The organism is Streptomyces sp. NPDC107575 (assembly GCF_055657265.1).
On sequence record NZ_JBVKBG010000003.1, the window covers coordinates 12777 to 32863 of the forward strand.

Annotated in this window: 19 protein-coding genes and 1 pseudogene; 8 read left to right on the forward strand and 12 right to left on the reverse strand. The window is 70.6% G+C overall.

Annotated elements, in window-relative coordinates; all coding sequences use genetic code 11:
• Positions 1-43 precede the first annotated feature (43 nt).
• Positions 44-2569, reverse strand: a complete 2526-nt coding sequence (locus ACZ7L4_RS13250; protein ID WP_472102064.1) for an ABC transporter ATP-binding protein/permease — start codon at positions 2567-2569, stop codon at positions 44-46.
• Between the two features lie 270 nt (positions 2570-2839).
• On the opposite strand from ACZ7L4_RS13250, the pseudogene ACZ7L4_RS13255 reads away from it, so the two are divergent.
• Positions 2840-4300: pseudogene (locus ACZ7L4_RS13255) on the forward strand (streptophobe family protein); the annotation flags it as partial.
• Positions 4301-4457: 157 nt separating this feature from the next.
• Positions 4458-5699 (forward strand): phosphoserine phosphatase SerB, encoded by a 1242-nt coding sequence (gene serB / locus ACZ7L4_RS13260; RefSeq protein ID WP_472102066.1) that lies wholly within the window; start codon positions 4458-4460, stop codon positions 5697-5699.
• 79 nt (positions 5700-5778) lie between these two features.
• Here serB and ACZ7L4_RS13265 read toward each other — a convergent pair whose 3' ends face one another.
• From ACZ7L4_RS13265 to ACZ7L4_RS13280, 4 genes are all read right to left on the reverse strand, one after another.
• Complete coding sequence (locus ACZ7L4_RS13265) at positions 5779-6297, reverse strand: SixA phosphatase family protein (RefSeq protein ID WP_399239551.1); 519 nt, start codon at positions 6295-6297, stop codon at positions 5779-5781.
• 83 nt (positions 6298-6380) lie between these two features.
• Positions 6381-6593 (reverse strand): hypothetical protein, encoded by a 213-nt coding sequence (locus ACZ7L4_RS13270; RefSeq protein ID WP_472102068.1) that lies wholly within the window; start codon positions 6591-6593, stop codon positions 6381-6383.
• Positions 6594-6776: 183 nt separating this feature from the next.
• A complete protein-coding gene (locus ACZ7L4_RS13275; RefSeq protein ID WP_266725572.1) occupies positions 6777-6887 on the reverse strand; it encodes an SGM_5486 family transporter-associated protein in 111 nt (36 codons plus the stop codon).
• Positions 6888-6925: 38 nt separating this feature from the next.
• Positions 6926-8242 carry a CynX/NimT family MFS transporter gene (locus ACZ7L4_RS13280; protein WP_472102070.1) on the reverse strand — a complete coding sequence of 439 codons (1317 nt, stop codon included), beginning with the start codon at positions 8240-8242 and terminating at the stop codon, positions 6926-6928.
• Positions 8243-8339: 97 nt separating this feature from the next.
• Here ACZ7L4_RS13280 and ACZ7L4_RS13285 point away from each other — a divergent pair, with 97 nt between their 5' ends.
• Positions 8340-9035 (forward strand): FadR/GntR family transcriptional regulator, encoded by a 696-nt coding sequence (locus ACZ7L4_RS13285; RefSeq protein WP_472102072.1) that lies wholly within the window; start codon positions 8340-8342, stop codon positions 9033-9035.
• On the opposite strand, the gene ACZ7L4_RS13290 is transcribed toward ACZ7L4_RS13285, so the two are convergent.
• The 3 genes from ACZ7L4_RS13290 to fabG form a co-directional block, all read right to left on the reverse strand.
• The gene (locus tag ACZ7L4_RS13290; protein WP_472102074.1) at positions 9010-9381 is read right to left on the reverse strand and encodes a hypothetical protein; all 372 of its coding nucleotides are present in this window, start codon (positions 9379-9381) and stop codon (positions 9010-9012) included. The two genes, ACZ7L4_RS13285 and ACZ7L4_RS13290, sit on opposite strands and share 26 nt — an antisense overlap.
• Before the next feature lie 79 nt (positions 9382-9460).
• On the reverse strand, positions 9461-10237 hold the full coding sequence (gene fabI, locus ACZ7L4_RS13295) for an enoyl-ACP reductase FabI (protein ID WP_450814855.1): 777 nt from the start codon (positions 10235-10237) through the stop codon (positions 9461-9463).
• Between the two features lie 3 nt (positions 10238-10240).
• Positions 10241-10960: a 3-oxoacyl-[acyl-carrier-protein] reductase gene (gene fabG, locus ACZ7L4_RS13300; RefSeq protein WP_450814856.1), complete on the reverse strand. Its 720-nt coding sequence runs from the start codon at positions 10958-10960 to the stop codon at positions 10241-10243.
• Between the two features lie 183 nt (positions 10961-11143).
• On the opposite strand from fabG, the gene ACZ7L4_RS13305 reads away from it, so the two are divergent.
• From ACZ7L4_RS13305 to tyrS, 3 genes are all read left to right on the forward strand, one after another.
• Entirely contained in the window at positions 11144-12667 is a 1524-nt protein-coding gene (locus tag ACZ7L4_RS13305) for a TldD/PmbA family protein (RefSeq protein ID WP_472102076.1), read from the forward strand.
• Positions 12664-14058, forward strand: a complete 1395-nt coding sequence (locus ACZ7L4_RS13310; protein ID WP_472102078.1) for a metallopeptidase TldD-related protein — start codon at positions 12664-12666, stop codon at positions 14056-14058. Before ACZ7L4_RS13305 ends, ACZ7L4_RS13310 begins: the two co-directional genes overlap by 4 nt.
• Before the next feature lie 111 nt (positions 14059-14169).
• The gene (gene tyrS, locus ACZ7L4_RS13315; protein WP_472102080.1) at positions 14170-15444 is read left to right on the forward strand and encodes a tyrosine--tRNA ligase; all 1275 of its coding nucleotides are present in this window, start codon (positions 14170-14172) and stop codon (positions 15442-15444) included.
• A 114-nt stretch (positions 15445-15558) separates the two neighbouring features.
• On the opposite strand, the gene ACZ7L4_RS13320 is transcribed toward tyrS, so the two are convergent.
• The gene (locus ACZ7L4_RS13320; RefSeq protein ID WP_385766708.1) at positions 15559-15834 is read right to left on the reverse strand and encodes a GlsB/YeaQ/YmgE family stress response membrane protein; all 276 of its coding nucleotides are present in this window, start codon (positions 15832-15834) and stop codon (positions 15559-15561) included.
• A 226-nt stretch (positions 15835-16060) separates the two neighbouring features.
• Between ACZ7L4_RS13320 and ACZ7L4_RS13325 the strand changes: the two genes are divergently transcribed.
• The gene (locus ACZ7L4_RS13325; protein WP_422430196.1) at positions 16061-16411 is read left to right on the forward strand and encodes a DUF3099 domain-containing protein; all 351 of its coding nucleotides are present in this window, start codon (positions 16061-16063) and stop codon (positions 16409-16411) included.
• Between the two features lie 205 nt (positions 16412-16616).
• Positions 16617-16862 carry a hypothetical protein gene (locus ACZ7L4_RS13330; RefSeq protein ID WP_385766714.1) on the forward strand — a complete coding sequence of 82 codons (246 nt, stop codon included), beginning with the start codon at positions 16617-16619 and terminating at the stop codon, positions 16860-16862.
• 13 nt (positions 16863-16875) lie between these two features.
• Here ACZ7L4_RS13330 and moaA read toward each other — a convergent pair whose 3' ends face one another.
• The 3 genes from moaA to ACZ7L4_RS13345 form a co-directional block, all read right to left on the reverse strand.
• Positions 16876-17865, reverse strand: coding sequence for a GTP 3',8-cyclase MoaA (moaA, locus tag ACZ7L4_RS13335; RefSeq protein WP_472102082.1), 990 nt, complete (start codon positions 17863-17865; stop codon positions 16876-16878).
• Positions 17866-18017: 152 nt separating this feature from the next.
• On the reverse strand, positions 18018-19646 hold the full coding sequence (locus tag ACZ7L4_RS13340) for a solute symporter family protein (RefSeq protein WP_472102084.1): 1629 nt from the start codon (positions 19644-19646) through the stop codon (positions 18018-18020).
• Entirely contained in the window at positions 19643-20011 is a 369-nt protein-coding gene (locus tag ACZ7L4_RS13345; RefSeq protein ID WP_399239577.1) for a DUF485 domain-containing protein, read from the reverse strand. Before ACZ7L4_RS13345 ends, ACZ7L4_RS13340 begins: the two co-directional genes overlap by 4 nt.
• Positions 20012-20087: the final 76 nt, after the last annotated feature.

Sequence of the window (20087 nt, forward strand, 5' to 3'; positions counted from 1 at the left end):
GTGCCGCCCTTCGTGTTTCTTACGTACGGAGTACGTAAGCCGGTCACTTGCGCATGACCTCCGGCTCGTGGCGCCGCAGCAGGCGCGCGACCGCGAAGCCGCAGGCGATGCCGAGCAGGATCAGGACCGTGAGGTTGAGGCCCCACTGCCCGACCGAGTGCTCCCACAGCGGGTCCAGGTCGTTCGGCTTCTGCGGGTCCCACGGCGGCATCAGGTGGCCGAGGTCCAGGGTGGCTCCCGCGGCGCCGACCGCCCAGCGGGACGGCATCAGCCAGGCGAACTGTTCGAGGCCCACGGTGCCGTAGATCTGGAAGAGCACGCCGGTGAACACGACCTGGACGATCGCGAACATGACGAGCAGCGGCATCGTCTTCTCGGAGGTCTTCACCAGCGAGGAGATGACGAGCCCGAACATCATCGACGTGAAGCCGAGCGCGATGATCGAGATGCACAGCTCGGCGGCCGGCGGCAGCACCAGACCTTCCTTCGGAAGGTCACGCGTCGAGAAGCCGATGGCGCAGATGATGACGCCCTGGATGGCCGTGATGAACCCGAGGACGATGACCTTGGACATCAGGTACGCGGAGCGGGACAGGCCGGTGGCCCGTTCGCGCTCGTAGATGACCCGCTCCTTGATCAGCTCACGGACCGAGTTGGCCGCCGCCGAGAAGCACATGCCGACCGCGATGATCAGCATGATCGTGCCGGCGTCCCCGTTGAACTTGGACGGTGGCTTGGGCGGGCCGAGGCCGAAGTCGGCCGGGATGACCACCGAGACGATGCCGAGGACCGCGGGCAGGATCACCATCAGGCCCATGAAGCCCTTGTCCGAGGCGATCACCGAGCAGTAGCGCCGGATCAGCGTGATCAGCTGGGAGCCCCAGGGCTGCGTCTTGGGCGCCTTGATCGCGGCGGGCGGTGCCACCGGGTCCGACTGCGCGGCGACGGCGTCGATGTCCGCCGCGTACATCTGGTAGTGCTGCGAGCCCTTCCAGCGGCCCGCCCAGTCGTAGTCGCGGTAGTTCTCGAACGCCGAGAACACGTCGGCCCATGTCTTGTAGCCGAAGAAGTTGAGGGCCTCCTCCGGCGGGCCGAAGTAGGCGACCGCGCCGCCCGGCGCCATCACGAGCAGCTTGTCGCAGAGCGCCAGCTCGGCCACGGAGTGGGTGACCACGAGGACCGTGCGCCCGTCGTCGGACAGTCCGCGCAGGAGCTGCATGACATCGCGGTCCATGCCCGGGTCGAGGCCGGAGGTCGGCTCGTCCAGGAAGATCAGCGAGGGCTTGGTCAGCAGCTCCAGGGCCACGGAGACGCGCTTGCGCTGGCCACCGGAGAGGGAGGTGACCTTCTTCTCCTTGTGGATGTCCAGCTTGAGCTCGCGCAGCACCTCGTCGATGCGCTGCTGGCGCTCCTGCTCGCTGGTGTCCGCGGGGAAGCGCAGCTTGGCGGCGTACTTGAGCGCCTTCTTGACGGTCAGCTCCTTGTGCAGGATGTCGTCCTGCGGGACCAGACCGATGCGCTGGCGCAGCTCGGCGAACTGCTTGTAGAGGTTCCGGTTGTCGTAGAGGACGTCGCCCTTGTCGGCGGGGCGGTAGCCCGTAAGCGCCTTCAGGAGCGTCGACTTGCCGGAGCCCGACGGGCCGATGACCGCGATCAGCGACTTCTCGGGAACGCCGAACGAGACGTCCTTGAGGATCTGCTTGCCGCCGTCGACGGTCACCGTCAGATGGCGCGCCGAGAACGAGACGTCACCGGTGTCGACGAACTCCTCGAGCCGGTCGCCGACCAGGCGGAACGTGGAGTGGCCCACGCCCACGATGTCGGTGGGGCCGAGCAGTGCCGTGCCGCCCTTGGGGATCGGCTGGCCGTTCACGTACGTGCCGTTGTGCGAGCCGAGGTCGTGGATCTCGAAGCGGCCGTCCGGCGACGCGTGGAACTCGGCGTGCAGCCGGGAGACCTGGAGGTCGGAGACGACCAGCTCGTTCTCCAGGGAGCGGCCGATGCGCATGACGCGGCCGAGTGCCAGCTGGTGGAACGTGGTGGGGCTGCGGTCGCCGTACACGGGCGGGGCCCCCGCGACCCCGCCGGCGCCCTGCTGCTGCGGCACCTTCTGCGCCTGGGGCCGCTGCTGCCACTCCTGCTGTGGCTCCTGGCGCTGCTGGGGCGCCTGCTGGGACCAGCTCGGCTGCTGCTGGTACTGCTGCGGAGGCGGCTGCTGCGCGAGGCCGGCGGCCTGCTGCTGCGCCTGGTGCGGCGAGGCGACGGCGGCGGGGCGGGCGCTGCCCTGCGCGGTCAGGCACGGGCCGTCGGTGGAGTTGCCCAGGTGCACGGACGAGCCGGGGCCGATCTCCATCTGGTGGATCCGCTGCCCCTGCACGAAGGTGCCGTTGGTCGAGCCGTGGTCCTCGATGACCCAACTGCGGCCGCCCCAGCTGATCGTGGCGTGACGCCAGGACACCCGGGCGTCGTCGAGCACGATGTCGCCCTGCGGATCGCGTCCGAGGGTGTACGGCCTGGACGCGTCGAGCGTCCAGGTCCTGCCATTCAATTCCAGTACGAGTTCAGGCACTCCATGCCCCACTGAGTTGTCCCCCGAGTTTTGCCCCGTCATGGGGAGTCTAGGGATGTCGAACATCGTGAGGAACTATTTCAGGAAGCCCTCCGTGACCGAAAGGCGGGCCTTGCGCCGAGCGCGTTCGCACCTCCCGTACGCCCCTTGGCTCGCGCCCCGTTGACGGTACGGATGCGGCCCCGGAGAGTGGTAGTCGCCCACAACTCCCCGTGGATCATGAGCAACTGGGGCCTTGGGGACAGGGCGGGGCGGATCGGGGGGTCCTTGATGGCCTTGGCGGAGAGCGGCCAAGGGGCGAAGCGGCGCGCGGGGTTGCCCGTCGGCGATGTCCTGCTGTCCGCCGTGGCCGCGGTGAGCTGGGCGTTCATCGCCATGGCCGGAGTCGCGGCGCTCGGCCTGCACTTGCTGGAGGCCGACACGGTCGCCTCGCTCGGGCCGATGACGGCCGCGCTCGTGGCGCTCGCGGCGGGCGGGAAGGTGACGCCGTCCGGGGACGTCTCGGCCTTCGGGCTCGAGGGCGCGCAGGCGGACACCTCGATCAATGTCTGGCCGCTCGGCGTGGGCCTGGTGGGCGCGCTCGCCCTGAGCTGGTTCTTCCTGCGCTCCCTGCGGGCGGCGGGAGTCGAGGTGTCGCCGGGCGAACTCCTGGCGCGCACGGGTGCCGTGGTGGCGCTCTTCGTGGCGATGATGGGCGGCCTCGCCTGGGCCGGTCACGACATCATCACGATCGACGGCTCGCAGCTGGGGCTCGACGACATCACGGGCGGCGGGAAGGGGATCCCCGAGGGCATCGCGGACAAACTGCCCGGCGGGGTCGGCGGGTTGCTGCCCGACAAGGTCGGCGATCTGGTCGACGCGAAGGCGTCCGTCGGGTTCACCGTGGAGACGGTCCCCTCGCTGCTCGGCGGCGCGGCGTTCGCGGTGGGAGTCCTGGTGATCGCCCTGCTCGCGTCGCGGCGCACTCCGCTGCCGCGCGCGCTCGCCCCGCTGCACCGGACCGTCCGCCCGGCCGCTTCGGCGCTCGTCGCGGTGCTGCTGATGGCGGTCGTCGCAGGTCTGGCGGCCGCGGCGTACGCGATGATCGGCGACGACCACCCGAAGCGGATCGCGGGCGCCGCGCTGCTGGGGGCGCCCAACGGGGTGTGGCTCGGCATCCCCCTCGGCCTCTTCGTGCCCTGGGACGGCAAGGCGACGGGCGAGCTGGCGAAGCTGCTGCCGGATCCGCTGGACGAGCTGCTCAGGGCGTCGGCGAACGAGCCGGTGACGCTGGGGCGGCTCGCCGAACTCGACAGCAGGGTGTGGCTGTTGGGCGTCGCCGCTGCCCTGATGATGCTGCTCGCCGGGGTGCTGACGGCGGTGCGCTCGCCCGTGACGCGGGGCGTGTGGGGGTTCGCGGGGCGGTGCGCGGTGCGGCTGGGGGGCGTGACGGCGCTCGCGCTGCCGTTCCTCGTGTGGCTCACCGATGTGTCGGCGGGGGCCTCGCTCTCGGTGCTCGGCTTCGACGCGTTCGGGGCGGGCATCGAGCTGCACGGGCGGATCGGGACGGCGGTGCTGCTCGGGGCGGCGTGGGGGGCGGGGGCGGGGGCGCTCGGCGCGGTGCTGGCGTATGCGACCGGCAGGGTTCGGCCGGCGCCGCGCTCGGACAGTGGGCCGTCCGGTTCGGCGGGGCCGTATCAGCCGAGTCGGCCGTATCGGCCGGCCAATCCGGATACGAATCCGTATCTGCGGCCGTACGACCCGTGATGCTCGTCCGTGGACCAGTCGCGGGGCTCTGCCCCGGGCCCCGCTGCTCAATCGCCGGCGGGGCTTGATTGGCCGGGCCGCCGCTCAAGGGGTGGGCTTGATTGCGGTGGCCGTACACGCGCCCGATAACGTAGGGGCCATCATGAGCGCTTCGCAGCCCCAGCCCACCGCTGATGCCCCTCCCGTGGACGTTCCGGCGGACGTCCCCACTCTTCTGGTCAAGATCTTCGGCAAGGACCGGCCCGGTATCACCGCCGGGCTCTTCGACACCCTCGCCGCCTACTCCGTCGATGTCGTCGACATCGAGCAGGTCGTCACGCGCGGCCGCATCGTCCTGTGCGCCCTGGTGACCCAGCCGCCGGCCGGGCTCGAAGGGGACCTGCGGTCGACCGTCCACAGCTGGGCGGAGTCGATGAAGATGCAGGCGGAGATCATTTCCGGCATCGGCGACAACCGTCCGCGCGGCACGGGCCGCTCCCACGTCACCGTCCTCGGTCACCCGCTCACCGCCGAGTCGGCCGCGTCGATAGCGGCCGCCATCACCGGCACCGGCGGCAACATCGACCGCATCTTCCGGCTCGCGAAGTACCCCGTGACGGCGGTCGAGTTCGCGGTGTCCGGCACCGCGACCGAGGAGCTGCGCACGGCGCTCGCCATAGAGGCCGCGAAGCTGGGCGTCGACGTGGCGGTCGTCTCCGCCGGGCTGCACCGGCGCGCGCAGCGGCTCGTCGTGATGGACGTCGACTCGACGCTCATCCAGGACGAGGTGATCGAGCTGTTCGCGGCGCACGCGGGCTGCGAGGACAAGGTCGCCGAGGTGACAGCGTCGGCGATGCGCGGCGAGCTCGACTTCGAGCAGTCGCTGCACGCGCGCGTGGCTCTCCTCGCGGGCCTCGACGCATCGGTCGTGGAGAAGGTGCGCAGCGAGGTCCGGCTGACGCCGGGGGCCAGGACCCTCATCCGTACGCTCAAGCGGCTCGGCTACCAGGTGGGAGTCGTCTCGGGTGGGTTCACGCAGGTCACGGACGACCTGAAGGAGCGCCTCGGGCTCGACTTCGCGCAGGCGAACACACTGGAGATCGTCGACGGGAAGCTGACCGGCCGGGTCACGGGCGAGATCGTGGACCGCGCGGGCAAGGCGCGTCTGCTGCGGCGGTTCGCCACCGAGGCGGGCGTGCCGCTGGAGCAGACCGTGGCGATCGGCGACGGCGCGAACGACCTGGACATGCTGAACGCGGCCGGGCTCGGCGTCGCCTTCAACGCCAAGCCGGTCGTGCGCGAGGCCGCGCACACCGCGGTGAACGTGCCGTTCCTCGACACGGTGCTCTATCTGCTGGGCATCACGCGTGAAGAGGTCGAGGCCGCCGACACCCTGGAGCCGTAGGACAGCGTGCGTGGGGCCCGGTACCGGTGATCGGTACCGGGCCCCACGTCGTACGTATGACGGGAACGGGCGGTGGCGGTTACTCGCTCGGCGCCCAGTAGTCGACGAGCGTGGCGGTGCCGGGCTCCAGGCTCTTCCACGGTCCGGTGAACGTGAGCACGGAGAACGCCGCGGTCGGGAAGCCACGTCGGTTCAGCCGCTGCCGGGCGTCGCCCTCGGCGTCCGCGGCGAGGATCTCGGACAGGGCCTGCACACCGGGGTTGTGGCCGATCAGCACGGCGTCGTGCACATCGTCGGGCGTCTCGTTCAGCACGGCGATCAGTTCGCCGGGCGACGCCTCGTAGATCCGCTCCTCGTACACGGTCTTCGGTCGCTCCGGCAGTTCCTGCACGGCGAGCTTCCAGGTCTCACGGGTACGCGTGGCGGTCGAGCACAGGGCCAGGTCGAAGGTGATGCCTGCGTCGGCCAGCTTGCGGCCGGCGACGGGGGCATCCCTGCGGCCCCGCTCGGCGAGCGGCCGCTCATGATCGGAGACCTGCGGCCAGTCCGCCTTGGCATGCCGGAAAAGGACAATCCTGCGGGGTTCTGCGACGCTCATGCGTCCCAGCTTCGCATGAAACCCTCGGCCGGGCGCAGGGAGTTGACGGGGTCGCCCGGCACGAGTGAACGGCGCCCGGAACCCTAGGGCAGCACCAGATCCCTGGCGTGGGCCAGGATCTGCACGATGCTCGGGTCGCCGGAGGCGGCCTGGGCGTCGGACGGGTTGAGGATCAGCAGGAGCAGGGCCACGAAGGCCACGGCCGGGAGCACGATGGCCCACCACGGCAGCCGGATGTCGACGCGACCCGTGGCTGCCGCGTGGGGCCGGGTGTGCGTGGGGGCTGACGTCGACATGGCTGCTGCCTCCGAGGGCCGTGGTCCGTATGCGCTTCGTCCGCTGTGCCGACGATCTCGGCGACACTTCGAAGGTACGCAGCCGGGGGCCCCGGTCCCATCCGGTGATCCACCCACTTCACCCTGACACTGGCCCCCTAGGGGATGGTGGAGTTAACCCCACCCCGCCCCCGCGGGCCCGTCCTACGGTGCGGCGATGGACGCGATGATGCCGACGACGACCGTGACGGCCAGCATCGCGCCGAGCACGAGGAGGAGCTTCTTCTGGCCGTTCTGGGGGTTCGGCTCGAGCACAGGCGACATGCGCCAAGTGTCGCACCTGTCCCCGCCCCTCAGGACGCCGGGGCCGCCTTGGGCGCCGTGTCCGCCTCGTCCTCGACGGTGCGGTTGCGGCCCGCGAACACGCCCACCACGATCTGCGGCACCATCAGCGCGGCCATGAGCGCGATCGGAGCGCCCCAGCCGCCGCTGTGCTGGTAGAGGACGCCGACGAGCAGCGGCCCGGGGATCGAGATCAGGTAGCCGGTGGACTGCGCGAAGGCGGACAGCTTGGCGACGCCCGCGCCCGTGCGGGCACGCATCCCGACCATGGTCAGCGCGAGCGGGAAGGCGCAGTTGGAGATGCCGAGCAGCAGCGCCCACGCCCAGGCGCCGGAGGCCGGGGCGAAGTACAGGCCCGCGTAGCCGGCGAGACCGCACAGGCCGAGGGCGACGACCATCGGGCCCTGGCTGGGCAGCCGGGCGGCCATCCGCGGGATGACGAAGCCGAGCGGGATGCCCATCGCCATGGTGACGGCGAGCAGCACGCCCGCGGTGGACGCGGAGACCCCGGCGTCGCGGAAGATCTGCGCCATCCAGCCCATCGTGATGTACGCGGCCGTGGCCTGGAGCCCGAAGAAGACGGCGAGCGCCCACGCGGTACGGCTGCGAGCGATGCGCAGGCCGGTGCCCTCCGCGGCCGTCGTGGTCTCGGCGGCGGGCGCCGCGGCGGCCGCCAGGGTGGTGGTGTCCTTCTTGCGGACGAGCGGCAGCCAGGCCAGGGCCGCCGCGACGGCGAGCACCGCCCAGATCGCGAGCCCGGCCTGCCAGCTTCCGCCGAGCGCCGAGGTCACCGGCACCGTCGCGGCGGCCGCGGTGGACGTGCCGAGCGCGAGGGCCATCGAGTACAGGCCGGTCATGGTGCCGACCTTGTCGGGGAACCAGCGCTTGACGATGACCGGCATCAGTACGTTGCTGACCGCGATGCCCATCAGGCCGAGCGCGCTGGCCACGAGGAAGCCCGCGGTGCCGCCGGTGAACGGGCGGACGACGAGGCCCGCGGCGATGGCGAACATGCCGGCGCAGACGACGGCGCTCGGCCCGAAGCGCTTGGCGAGCCGGGGCGCCATCACGCCGAAGATCGCGAAGCAGAGCGGCGGCACGGAGGTGAGCAGTCCGGCGACGCTGCCGCTCATCCCGAGCCCGTCGCGGACCTCTTCGAGGAGGGCGCCCAGGCTGGTGATGGCGGGCCGCAGGTTCACCGCGGCGAGCACGATGCCGACCATGACCAGCCGGACCACCCACGCGCGCTGGGCGGGCTGCTCGGTCCGCAGGGGGGTCTCGGGGTCGGCGCCCGGTGGTGCCATCGTCGGGGTTTCCTCACTAGCCATGAGGCCATCTTAGAATCATGGGATGATTGGCTGTCCAATCGGTTCTCCCCCGCACAACCCCGGCCCCGTCACGCCCCCGCCCGCACGAAGGAACGTCATGCCGCTGACCTCTCCCCAGCGCTCGGCCCTGTCCGAGCAGGTCATCTCCGCCCTGCGCGCCCAGATCTCCTCGGGCGAGTGGCCGGTGGGCTCCCGGATCCCGACGGAGCCCGAGCTCGTGGAGCAGCTGGGTGTGGCCAGGAACACGGTGCGGGAGGCGGTCCGGGCGCTCGCGCACAACGGCCTGCTGGACATCCGGCAGGGCTCGGGCACATACGTCGTGGCGACGAGCGAGCTGGCGGGTGTCATGCAGCGGCGGTTCGCGGAGGCGGCCCCGCAGGACATCGCCGAGCTGCGCGCCACGCTGGAGTCGAGCGCGGCGAAGTTCGCTGCGGAGCGGCGCACCGAGCGCGACCTGAAGCAGCTCGACGCGCTGCTGGTGCGGCGCGAGGAGGCCTGGGCCTCCGGGGACACCGAGGCGTTCGTGTCGGCGGACGCGACGTTCCACCTGGCCGTGGTGGCCGCGTCCCACAACGACGTGCTGACGGCGATGTACGCGGACCTCGGCGAGGTCATGCGGGACTGGCTGCGCGAGGACGTGGGCGAGCACCTCACCGCGGAGAACCACATGGACCACGCGACGCTCGTCGACGCGATCCGGGCGGGCGACGCCGAGGCCGCCGCCAAAGAGGCCGCGCGCTATCCGTTCGACTGCCGCCCCGGCCGGCTCACGACGCCGGCCTGTGGTGACTGACCCAGGCGGTCCGCACGTTCTTCCAGCACCGGCCGTCCATCCGCAACGTCTCGGCCGGGAACACCGCCTTCGGGCGTGAATCGGTGTCGATGTCCCACCACTTCGCGCACTCGATGTGCAGGGCGACGCGGTCGACCGTCGGGTACGGGTTGTGGCAGATGGCGCTCACGAGGTCGCGGTCGATCTCGATCCGGCAGTCCGCGCCGAACCGCTCCCGCTTCTTGTCGGCCACGCGCGCGTGGCCGCCCTTCTCTGCCGTCGCCCCCTGCGCGGGGGCACATGCGGCGAGGTACGGCAGCGATATGAGCAGGACGACGGCGGCGGTGAAACGGGGGTGCACACGCACGTAGGGACCTCCTCGCACCAGCGTGCGTGGAGGTCCCTACGGCCCGCCCGGCCGGTGGGCCGAACGAGTGAGCCAAATGTCAGGCGCCGATGGCGTGCAGACCGCCGTCGACGTGCACGATCTCGCCCGTCGTCTTCGGGAACCAGTCGGAGAGCAGCGCGACGATGCCGCGGCCGGCCGGCTCCGGGTCCTCGAGCTTCCACTCCAGCGGGGAGCGGGAGTCCCAGACCGAGGCCAGCTCGCTGAAGCCGGGGATCGACTTCGCGGCCATCGAGCCGATCGGGCCCGCCGAGATCAGGTTGCAGCGGATGTTCTGCTTGCCCAGGTCGCGCGCCATGTAGCGGCTGGTGGCCTCCAGGGCGGCCTTGGCCGGGCCCATCCAGTCGTACTGCGGCCAGGCGAACTGCGCGTCGAAGGTGAGGCCGACGACGGAACCGCCCTCGGTCATCAGCGGCAGCAGCGACATGGTCAGCGACTTCAGGGAGAAGGCGGAGACGTGCATGGCCGTCGAGACGGACTCGAACGGCGTGTTCAGGAAGTTGCCGCCGAGGGCGTCCTGCGGCGCGAAGCCGATGGAGTGCACGATGCCGTCGAGACGGTCACCGAGCTGCTCACGGACCTGACCCTCCAGGCGGGCGAGGTGCTCGTCGTTCGAGACGTCGAGCTCCAGGACCTTGACCTTGTCGGGCTCCGGCAGCTTCTTGGCGATGCGCTCGGTGAGCGTCGGCCGCGGCCAGGCGGTGAGGATGATCTCCGCACCCTGCTCCTGGGCCAGCTTCGCGGTGTGGAAGGCGATGGAGGACTCCATCAGCACACCGGTGATGAGGATCTTCTTGCCCTCGAGGATTCCAGCCATGGTTCAGTGACCCATTCCCAGTCCGCCGTCAACCGGGATGACGGCTCCAGTGATGTACGCGGCGTCGTCGGAGGTCAGGAACTTCACCACTCCGGCGATCTCCTCGACCTGCGCGTACCGGCCGAGCGGCACCTGCGACACGATGCCCTGGCGCTGCTCGTCGGTGAGCGCCTGGGTCATGTCGGTGTCCACGAAACCGGGGGCGACGACGTTGAAGGTGATGTTGCGCGAACCGAGCTCACGGGCGAGCGAGCGCGCGAAGCCGACCAGGCCCGCCTTCGAGGCGGCGTAGTTCGCCTGCCCCGCCGAACCGAGCAGACCGACGACGGAGGAGATCAGCACGACGCGGCCCTTCTTGGCGCGCAGCATGCCGCGGTTGGCGCGCTTCACGACCCGGAAGGTGCCGGTGAGGTTGGTGTCGAGGACGGACGTGAAGTCCTCCTCGGACATGCGCATGAGGAGCTGGTCCTTGGTGACGCCGGCGTTGGCGACGAGGACCTCGACGTTGCCGTGCTTCTCCTCGATCTCCTTGTACGCGGCATCCACCTGCTGGGCGTCCGTGATGTCGCAGCGGACGGCGAGGGCGCCGGCGTCGACGAGCTCCTTGGGGGGCTCTCCGGAGCGGTAGGTGAAGGCCACCTTGTCGCCCTGCTCCAGGAAGGCCTGGGCGATGGCGAGGCCGATGCCCCGGTTTCCCCCGGTGACGAGAACCGAGCGGCTCAACGGATCACCCTTTCGTTCGGCGGTCAGGTACCTGTTGAACCTATCCGGCCGCGACACCGGGTGCCGAATCCGGGGGCGACAGGGCGAGGGGGTGCTCTCTGTGGGGTTCCCACAGACAGCACGTGTCGTGGTTCACTCACACGCACTGTGCCGCTCGCGCCGCGACCGAAGGGGAAGCCGCCCATGGCCCATGAGATCGATCAGTCGTTCCTCGCGCTGCCCCTACGGGCACTTGCCGACGCCGCCCTCGCGCGCGCACGCGCGTTGGGAGCGGAGCACGCGGACTTCCGTCTGGAGCGGGTGCGCGGTGCGTCGGTGCGGCTGCGGGACGCCCGGCCGTCCGGGGCGTCGGACAGCACTGACCTGGGATACGCCGTGCGCGTCGTACATGGCGGGACCTGGGGGTTCGCCTCCGGTGTCGACCTGACGATGGACGGCGCGGCGCGGGTCGCCTCGCAGGCCGTGGCGATGGCGAAGCTCAGCGCGCAGGTCATCAAGGCCGCCGGGTCCGACGAGCGGGTCGAGCTGGCGGACGAGCCGGTGCACGCGGAGAAGACCTGGGTCTCCTCGTACGAGATCGACCCGTTCGGCGTGCCGGAGGAGGAGCGGGCCGGGCTGCTCGCCGACTGGAGCGCGCGGCTGCTCTCGGCGGACGGGGTGTCCCATGTGGACGCCTCGTTGTACTGCGTCCATGAGAACAAGTTCTACGCGGACACGGCGGGCACCGTCACGACGCAGCAGCGCGTGCGGCTGCACCCGGAGCTGACGGCGGTCGCCGTGGACGACTCCAGCGGCGAGTTCGACTCCATGCGCACCATCGCGCCGCCGGTGGGGCGCGGCTGGGAGTACCTCACCGGGACCGGCTGGGACTGGGAGGCCGAGCTCGCCGAGATCCCCGACCTGCTCGCGGAGAAGATGCGCGCGCCGAGCGTCAAGGCGGGCGCGTACGACCTGGTCGTGGATCCGTCCAACCTCTGGCTGACCATCCACGAGTCGATCGGGCACGCCACGGAGCTGGACCGCGCGCTCGGCTACGAGGCGGCGTACGCGGGCACCTCCTTCGCCACCTTCGACCAGCTCGGGAAGCTCAAGTACGGCTCCGAGATCATGAACGTGACCGGTGACCGCACGGCCGAGCACGGGCTCGCCACCATCGGGTACGACGACGAGGGCGTGGCCGGGCAGTCCTGGGACCTGGTGAAGGACGGCACGCTAGCCGGCTATCAACTCGACCGGCGGATCGCGAAGTTGACCGGCTTCGAGCGCTCCAACGGCTGCGCGTACGCGGACTCCCCCGGGCATGTCCCCGTCCAGCGCATGGCGAACGTGTCGCTGCAGCCGGATCCGGGCGGACTCGCCACGGAGGACCTGATCGCCGGGGTCGACCGGGGTCTGTACCTGGTCGGCGACCGGTCGTGGTCGATCGACATGCAGCGCTACAACTTCCAGTTCACGGCGCAGCGCGCGTACGCGATCCGGGGCGGGAAGCTCGCCGGGCAGGTGCGGGACTTCGCGTACCAGGCGACGACCACGGACTTCTGGGGCTCGATGGCGGCGGTCGGCGGCCCGCAGACGTACGTCCTGGGTGGCGCCTTCAACTGCGGGAAGGCCCAGCCGGGCCAGGTCGCGTCCGTCTCGCACGGCTGCCCGAGCGCGCTCTTCAAGGGCGTCAACATTCTGAACACCACGCAGGAGGCCGGTCGATGAGCCCGCGTACCAGCAAGCCGTACGAGATCGTCGAGCGCGCCCTTGAGCTGTCGCGGGCCGACGGCTGCGTGGTCATCGCCGACGAGACGTCCACCGCCAATCTGCGCTGGGCGGGCAACGCGCTCACCACGAACGGCGTGACGCGCGGGCGCACCCTCACCGTCGTCGCGACGGTCGACGGCAAGGAGGGCACGGCGTCCGGCGTGGTGTCCCGGTCGGCCGTGACCGCGGACGACCTGGAGCCGCTGGTGCGCGCCGCGGAGGAGGCCGCCGCCAAGGCCGGGCCCGCCGAGGACGCGCAGCCGCTGATCGGCGACGTACCGCACTCCCCCGACTTCACCGAGGCGCCCGCCGAGACCTCGTCCGCCGTGTTCGCGGAGTTCGCACCCGCGCTGGGCGAGGCGTTCGCACGCGCGCGTGCCGGTGGACGCGAGCTGTACGGGTTCGCCAACCACGAGCTGACCAGCAGCTATCTCGGTACGTCCGCGGGCCTGCGGCTGCGGCACGACCAGCCCAACGGGACCCTGGAGCTGAACGCCAAGTCGCACGGGCGCACGCGGTCGGCGTGGGCGGGGCGCTCCACGCGGGACTTCAAGGACGTCGACCCGGCCGCGATGGACGCGGACCTGGCGACCCGGCTCGGGTGGGCGGAGCGGCGGATCGACCTGCCCGCCGGGCGCTACGAGACGCTGCTGCCGCCGACCGCCGTGGCGGATCTGCTGATCTACCAGATGTGGTCGTCCGGTGCGCGGGACGCGACCGAGGGCCGCACCGTGTTCTCCAAGCCCGGCGGCGGTACGCGGGTGGGCGAGCGGCTCAGCGAGCTGCCGCTGACCCTGCGCAGCGACCCGCACGAGCCGGGGCTCGAATCGGCGCCGTTCGTCCTCGCGCACTCCTCCAGCGACGCGTCGTCGGTGTTCGACAACGGGCTGCCCGTCGGCGCCACCGACTGGATCCGCGAGGGGAAGCTCGCGCACCTCACGACGACCCGGCACAGCGCCGCGCTCACCGGGCACCCCGTCGCCCCCGCGATCGACAACCTGATCCTCGACGGGGGCGGCGAGAAGTCCCTGGACGAGATGGTCGCCGGGACCGAGCGGGGCCTGCTGCTCACCTGCCTCTGGTACATCCGCGAGGTCGACCCGGCGACGCTGCTGCTCACGGGCCTCACCCGGGACGGCGTGTACCTCGTGGAGAACGGCGAGGTCGTCGGCGAGGTGAACAACTTCCGGTTCAACGAGTCGCCGGTCGGCCTGCTCGCGCGGGCCACGGAGGCAGGCCGGACGGAAAAGACGCTGCCGAGGGAGTGGGGCGACTGGTTCACTCGTGCCGCGATGCCCGCGCTGCGGGTGCCGGACTTCAACATGAGCTCGGTCAGCCAGGGCGTCTGAGGACAATGCCGTACGGCGCTGTCGGTGGGCGCCCATAGACTGGCAGGGTTCCAGCAGACCTGGGGGTCCGGGGGCACCCCCCGGGAAAACGCAGCAAGGAGAACCAGAACCGTGACCGACATCGTCGACGACCTGAAGTGGCGTGGCCTGTGGGCCCAGTCCACTGACGAGGACGCACTGCGCAAGGCGCTCGCGGACGGTCCGGTCACGTTCTATTGCGGCTTCGACCCGACCGCGGCCTCCCTGCACGTGGGTCACCTGGTGCAGGTCCTCACGATGCGCCGGCTCCAGCAGGCGGGCCTGCGCCCGCTCGCCCTGGTGGGCGGGGCCACGGGCCAGATCGGCGACCCGCGCCCGACGGCGGAGCGCACGCTGAACGACCCGGAGACGATCAGGCTCTGGGTCGACCGCCTCCGCTCCCAGATCGAGCCGTTCCTCGACTTCGAGGGCGAGAACGCGGCGACGATGGTGAACAACCTGGACTGGACCGCGGGCATGTCCGCGATCGAGTTCCTCCGGGACATCGGCAAGCACTTCCGGGTCAACAAGATGCTGACCAAGGACTCCGTGGCCCGCCGCCTGGAGTCCCAGGAGGGCATCAGCTACACGGAGTTCAGCTACCAGCTCCTCCAGGGCATGGACTTCCTGGAGCTGTACCGCCGCTACGGCTGCACGCTCCAGCAGGGCGGCTCCGACCAGTGGGGCAACCTCACGGCCGGGCTCGACCTGATCCACCGCCTGGAGCCGGAGGCGGAGGCGCACTGCATCGCGACGCCGCTGATGGTGAAGGCGGACGGCACCAAGTTCGGCAAGTCCGAGGGCGGCGCCATCTGGCTCGACCCGGAGATGACGACGCCGTACGCGTTCTACCAGTTCTGGCTGAACACGGACGACCGGGACATCTCCAAGTACATGCGGATCCTGTCCTTCAAGTCCCGCGAGGAGCTGGAGGAGCTGGAGCGGCAGACCGAGGAGCGGCCGCAGGCCCGTGCCGCGCAGCGCGCCCTTGCCGAGGAGCTGACGACGCTGGTGCACGGCGCCGACTGGACGGCCGCCGTGATCAACGCGTCGAAGGCGCTGTTCGGCCAGGGCGACGGGAGCCTGGCGGACCTGGACGAGGCCACGCTCGCCGCGGCCCTGTCCGAGCTGCCGAAGGCCGAGGTCGCCGAGCTCGGCCCGGTCGTGGACCTGTTCGCCGAGGTCGGCCTGGTCGCCAGCAAGTCGGCCGCGCGCCGCACGGTGAAGGAGGGCGGCGCGTACGTGAACAACGTCAAGGTCGCCGCCGAGGACTTCGTGCCGGGCGCGGACGAGCTGCTGCACGGCCGGTGGCTGGTGCTGCGGCGCGGCAAGAAGAACCTCGCGGCCGTGGAGGTCAAGGGCGCGTAGGGCTCTCGCCCCGCGCACCCGGAAGCGCCCCGCACACCCGGAAGGCCCGGCCCGCCCCTCAGGCGGCGCCGGGCCTTCACCCGTTTCCGGGTTCTGGGCACCCGTTTCCGGGGTCTAGGCCTTGCTCTTGTTTCCGCGCAGCGCCACCCACAAGCGGTCGCCCACGCCCACCACGACCACCGCTCCGATCAGCTGCAGCAGATGGCGGATCCAGTCGATGCCCTTGGTGTCGTTGACGCCCATGCCCGTGGCCGCCCAGTTGCCCAGAACGCTGCCGATGATGCCGAAGACCACCGTCAGCCAGAGCGGGATCTGCTGCTTTCCCGGCAGGATCGCCTTCGCGATCAGGCCGAGCACCAGACCCACGATGATCGCCCACAACCAGCTCATGTCGTCGCCTCCTCGCACGGTGCGGGGGCGCTCAGCGGCCGCCCACGCGATCAGTCTCGCCGCGTACGCCATACGGCGCATGTCGGACAGCTCCGTACGTGGTACGGCGCAGGCCACGCTCCCAGGTCGGGCCCGCCCCCGGTCTCGTAGCCGACGCATACCGGGCGTACCGTGGACGCAGTCCGGACCGGGGAGCGTCCGGCGAGCAGGCGGGTGGTGGAGTGTGATGCGGAAGCGCAAGGACAGCGGTGGGGCAGAGGTTTTCCGGATCACGGGAGCCCGGCAGGGCCTCGCCGACGATGTCCGCGGCCGGCAGCGCCGGTACATCATCTCGATGTCGGTCCGCACCGTTTCGGTGATCCTGACGGCCGTGCTGTGGAACGTGGAGCGGCACGTCGCCATCGTGACGCTGGTGCTCGGCGCACTCCTCCCCTACGTCGCCGTGGTCTTCGCCAACGCGGGCCGGGAGAACGCGCCCTCGCTGCCGTCGACCTTCGTGCCCGCGCCCTCGCGCCCCATGATCTCGCCGGTACCGGCCGCCGACCCCGCGGAATCCGCCCCGGAGGACCGGGCCTGAGCGACGGCCGCGCCCTGCGTGCAAGCGGTCGACAAAGCTCAAGAAAAGCTCAGATCAATCATGTTGTTCCGGTGCCGGGCGGCGGGTCCCCCGTGACATACTGCGTGAGCGCTCCGCATCCCCCGTCGGAGCGACGGACCGACGCCGGGCAGCTCCCCCCGTGGCTGCTCGGCGTCGCCATTTGCGGGGCGTTTAAGGTTGACGCGTGAACCTCGCGAACCTCTCCGGACCGTCGCCCGAAACTCCCCAGTGCTCGGCCAAGGGCTGTCGCGCCGACGCCGTGTGGGTGCTCGCGTGGAACAACCCGAAGCTGCACACGCCGGAGCGCCGCAAGACGTGGCTGGCGTGCGACGAGCACCGCGAGCACCTGACCAAGTTCCTCGGCGTGCGCGGGTTCCTGAAGGACGTCGTCGCGCTGGCGGAGTGGGAAGCGCCGGACACCGAGGGCTGAGCCCCCGCCCCCCTCAGCCGCCGATCGCCGACATCGGGCGGTCCGGCTGCAGGAACGAGGGGTCGTCGAGGCCCGAGCCCGCCTTCTTGCCCCACATGGCGCGCTTCCAGATGGCGGCCAGCTCCTCGTCCGGCATCTCGGAGCGCAGGGCCGCCCGCAGATCCGTCTCCTCCGTGGCGAACAGGCACGTGCGGACCTGGCCGTCCGCCGTGAGCCGCGTGCGGTCGCAGGCCGAGCAGAACGGGCGGGTCACCGAGGCGATGACGCCGACGCGGTGCGGTCCCCCGTCCACGATCCAGCGCTCGGCGGGCGCGGAGCCGCGCTCGCCCTCCCCTTCCTCGGTGAGCTCGAAGCGCGTACGCAGCGAGCTCAGGATGTCGCCCGCGGTGATCATGCCTTCGCGCTTCCAGCCGTGCTGGGCGTCGAGCGGCATCTGCTCGATGAAGCGCAGCTCGTAGTCGTTCTCCACAGCCCAGGCGAGGAGGTCCGGGGCCTCGTCCTCGTTCAGCCCCGGCATCAGGACGGAGTTGACCTTCACCGGGGTCAGGCCCGCGTCGCGCGCCGCTTCCAGGCCGTCGATGACGTCCTGGTGCCGGTTGCGCCGGGTCAGGGTCTTGAAGACGTCGGGGCGGAGGGTGTCCAGCGAGACGTTGACCCGGTCGAGGCCCGCTTCCTTGAGCGCGCCCGCCGTGCGCTTGAGCCCGATCCCGTTCGTCGTCAGGGACATCTTCGGGCGGTTCTCCAGGGCGGCGACCCGCTCGACGATGCCGACGAGGCCCGGCCGCAGCAGGGGCTCGCCGCCGGTGAAGCGGACGTCGGTGATGCCGAGGTCGGTGACCGCGATGCGGATGAGGCGGACGATCTCGTCGTCCGTGAGCAGGTCCGGCTTGGCCAGCCACTGCAGGCCCTCCTCGGGCATGCAGTAGGTGCACCGCAGATTGCACCGGTCGGTCAGCGAGACCCGCAGGTCGGTTGCCACTCGGCCGTATGTGTCGATGAGCACGTGGGCCCCCTCCCTCGGCGTGTTCTTACCTACTGATCCCGAGCCTACGTGACGGCTCTGACAGCGGCAGGCCTGCGAACAGACGAGTGTGCCGTGCCCCGCGTCGTAGGGACCTACGACGCGGGGCACGGCACGACCAAGGACGGAGCAGGTCAGTGCGCTCCGGTGCCCGTCAGGGAGCGGACCTCGAGCTCCGCGTACTTGCCCTTGTCGGCCTTCTCCTTGGCGACGTACGTGCCGATGACGCCCAGCAGGAAGCCGACCGGGATCGAGATGATGCCCGGGTTCTCCAGCGGGAACCAGTGGAAGTCGACGCCCTTGAACATGGAGGTCTTCGGGTTGCCCGAGACGACGGGCGAGAAGAGGACCAGGAAGACCGCCGTGAACAGGCCGCCGTAGATCGACCACAGCGCGCCGTTGGTGTTGAAGCGCTTCCAGAACAGCGAGTACAGGATCGTCGGCAGGTTGGCGGAGGCCGCGACCGCGAAGGCCAGGGCGACCAGGCCCGCCACGTTCAGGTCGCGGGCGAGCGCGCCCAGCGCGATCGAGACGATGCCGATGAAGACGGTGGCCCAGCGGGCCGCCTTCATCTCGTCCTTCTCGGAGGCCTTGCCCTTCTTGATCACGTTCGCGTAGATGTCGTGCGCGAACGAGGAGGACGAGGCGAGCGTGAGGCCCGCGACGACCGCGAGGATCGTGGCGAAGGCGACCGCCGAGATCGAGGCGAGCAGGATCGCGCCCCAGCTGGAGTCGACGCCGCCCAGATGGAGTGCCAGCAGGGGCGCCGCCGTGTTGCCCGCCGGGTTGGAGGCGATGATCTCCTCCGGCTTGATGAGCGCGGCCGCGCCGAAGCCGAGCGCGATCGTCATCAGGTAGAAGGCGCCGATGATGCCGATGGCCCAGTTGACCGACTTACGGGCCGCCTTGGCGGTCGGCACCGTGTAGAAGCGGATCAGGATGTGCGGCAGGCCCGCCGTGCCGAGCACGAGCGCGATGCCGAGCGAGATGAAGTCGATCTTCGACGTGGAGGTCAGGCCGTACTTCAGGCCGGGCTCCAGGAACGCCGAGCCCTTGCCGCTGTTCTCCGCGGCCGTGCCCAGCAGGTCCGAGATGTTGAAGTCGAACTTCAGCAGCACGAGGAAGGTCAGCAGGATGGCGCCGATGATCAGCAGCACCGCCTTGACCATCTGCACCCACGTGGTGCCCTTCATGCCGCCGATGGTGACGTACACGATCATCAGGACGCCGACGAGCGCGACGATGCCGATCTTGCCCGCGTCCGAGGTGATGCCGAGCAGCAGCGAGACGAGCACACCCGCGCCCGCCATCTGCGCGAGCAGGTAGAAGATCGAGACGACGATCGTCGAGGTGCCGGCCGCCGTGCGCACCGGGCGCTGGCGCATCCGGTAGGCGAGCACATCGCCCATCGTGTAGCGGCCGGAGTTGCGCAGCGGTTCGGCGACCAGGAGCAGGGCGACGAGCCAGGCGACCAGGAAGCCGATCGAGTAGAGGAAGCCGTCGTAGCCGGCGAGCGCGATGGCGCCCGCGATGCCGAGGAACGACGCGGCGGACATGTAGTCGCCGGAGACCGCGAGGCCGTTCTGGAAGGCGGTGAACTGGCGGCCGCCCGCGTAGAAGTCGGACGCGCTCTTCGTCTGGCGGCCGGCCCAGACGGTGATGACGAGGGTCGCGATGACGAACACCGCGAACAGGCTGATGATCAGCGGCCGGTGCTCGCTGGCCTCGGCGGCCAGGGGGACCTGGGACAGGTGGGGGTTCACGCGCCGCCCTCCAGACGGGACTTGATGGCCTCGGCCTTCGGGTCGAGCTTGGTGGCGGCGTGCCGCGAGTACCACCAGGCGATGAGGAACGTGGTCAGGAACTGGGCGAGCCCGAGCACGAAGGCGACGTTGATGTTGCCGAACACCTTGGTGCCCATGAAGTCGCCCGCGTAGTTCGACAGCAGCACGTACACGAGGTACCAGGCGATGAACGCGATGGTCAGCGGGAAGGCGAACGAGCGGTGCGCGCGGCGCAGTTCACCGAACTCCGCGCCCTCCTGCACCTCGATGAACTTCTCGGTGGAGGGCAGCGCGGGCCCGTCGTGCGGGCTGCCCTGCTGCGGTGGTGGGGCGTCGGTGGCCACGGACTCTCCTCGCAATGGGGTGCTGTCTTAACCTCAACGTGATCTGGATCACGCGGGCCGGGTCGCGATGGTAGAG

What these genes read in the sequence shown, in the direction of transcription:
- serB (WP_472102066.1), top strand. Translation starts at nt 4,458, where the DNA reads ATGAGCGCTTCGCAGCCCCAGCCCACCGCTGATGCCCCTCCCGTGGAC.
- ACZ7L4_RS13265 (WP_399239551.1), bottom strand. Translation starts at nt 6,297, where the DNA reads ATGAGCGTCGCAGAACCCCGCAGGATTGTCCTTTTCCGGCATGCCAAG.
- ACZ7L4_RS13270 (WP_472102068.1), bottom strand. Translation starts at nt 6,593, where the DNA reads ATGTCGACGTCAGCCCCCACGCACACCCGGCCCCACGCGGCAGCCACG.
- ACZ7L4_RS13280 (WP_472102070.1), bottom strand. Translation starts at nt 8,242, where the DNA reads ATGGCTAGTGAGGAAACCCCGACGATGGCACCACCGGGCGCCGACCCC.
- ACZ7L4_RS13285 (WP_472102072.1), top strand. Translation starts at nt 8,340, where the DNA reads ATGCCGCTGACCTCTCCCCAGCGCTCGGCCCTGTCCGAGCAGGTCATC.
- fabI (WP_450814855.1), bottom strand. Translation starts at nt 10,237, where the DNA reads ATGGCTGGAATCCTCGAGGGCAAGAAGATCCTCATCACCGGTGTGCTG.
- ACZ7L4_RS13305 (WP_472102076.1), top strand. Translation starts at nt 11,144, where the DNA reads ATGGCCCATGAGATCGATCAGTCGTTCCTCGCGCTGCCCCTACGGGCA.
- ACZ7L4_RS13310 (WP_472102078.1), top strand. Translation starts at nt 12,664, where the DNA reads ATGAGCCCGCGTACCAGCAAGCCGTACGAGATCGTCGAGCGCGCCCTT.
- ACZ7L4_RS13320 (WP_385766708.1), bottom strand. Translation starts at nt 15,834, where the DNA reads ATGAGCTGGTTGTGGGCGATCATCGTGGGTCTGGTGCTCGGCCTGATC.
- ACZ7L4_RS13325 (WP_422430196.1), top strand. Translation starts at nt 16,061, where the DNA reads ATGCGGAAGCGCAAGGACAGCGGTGGGGCAGAGGTTTTCCGGATCACG.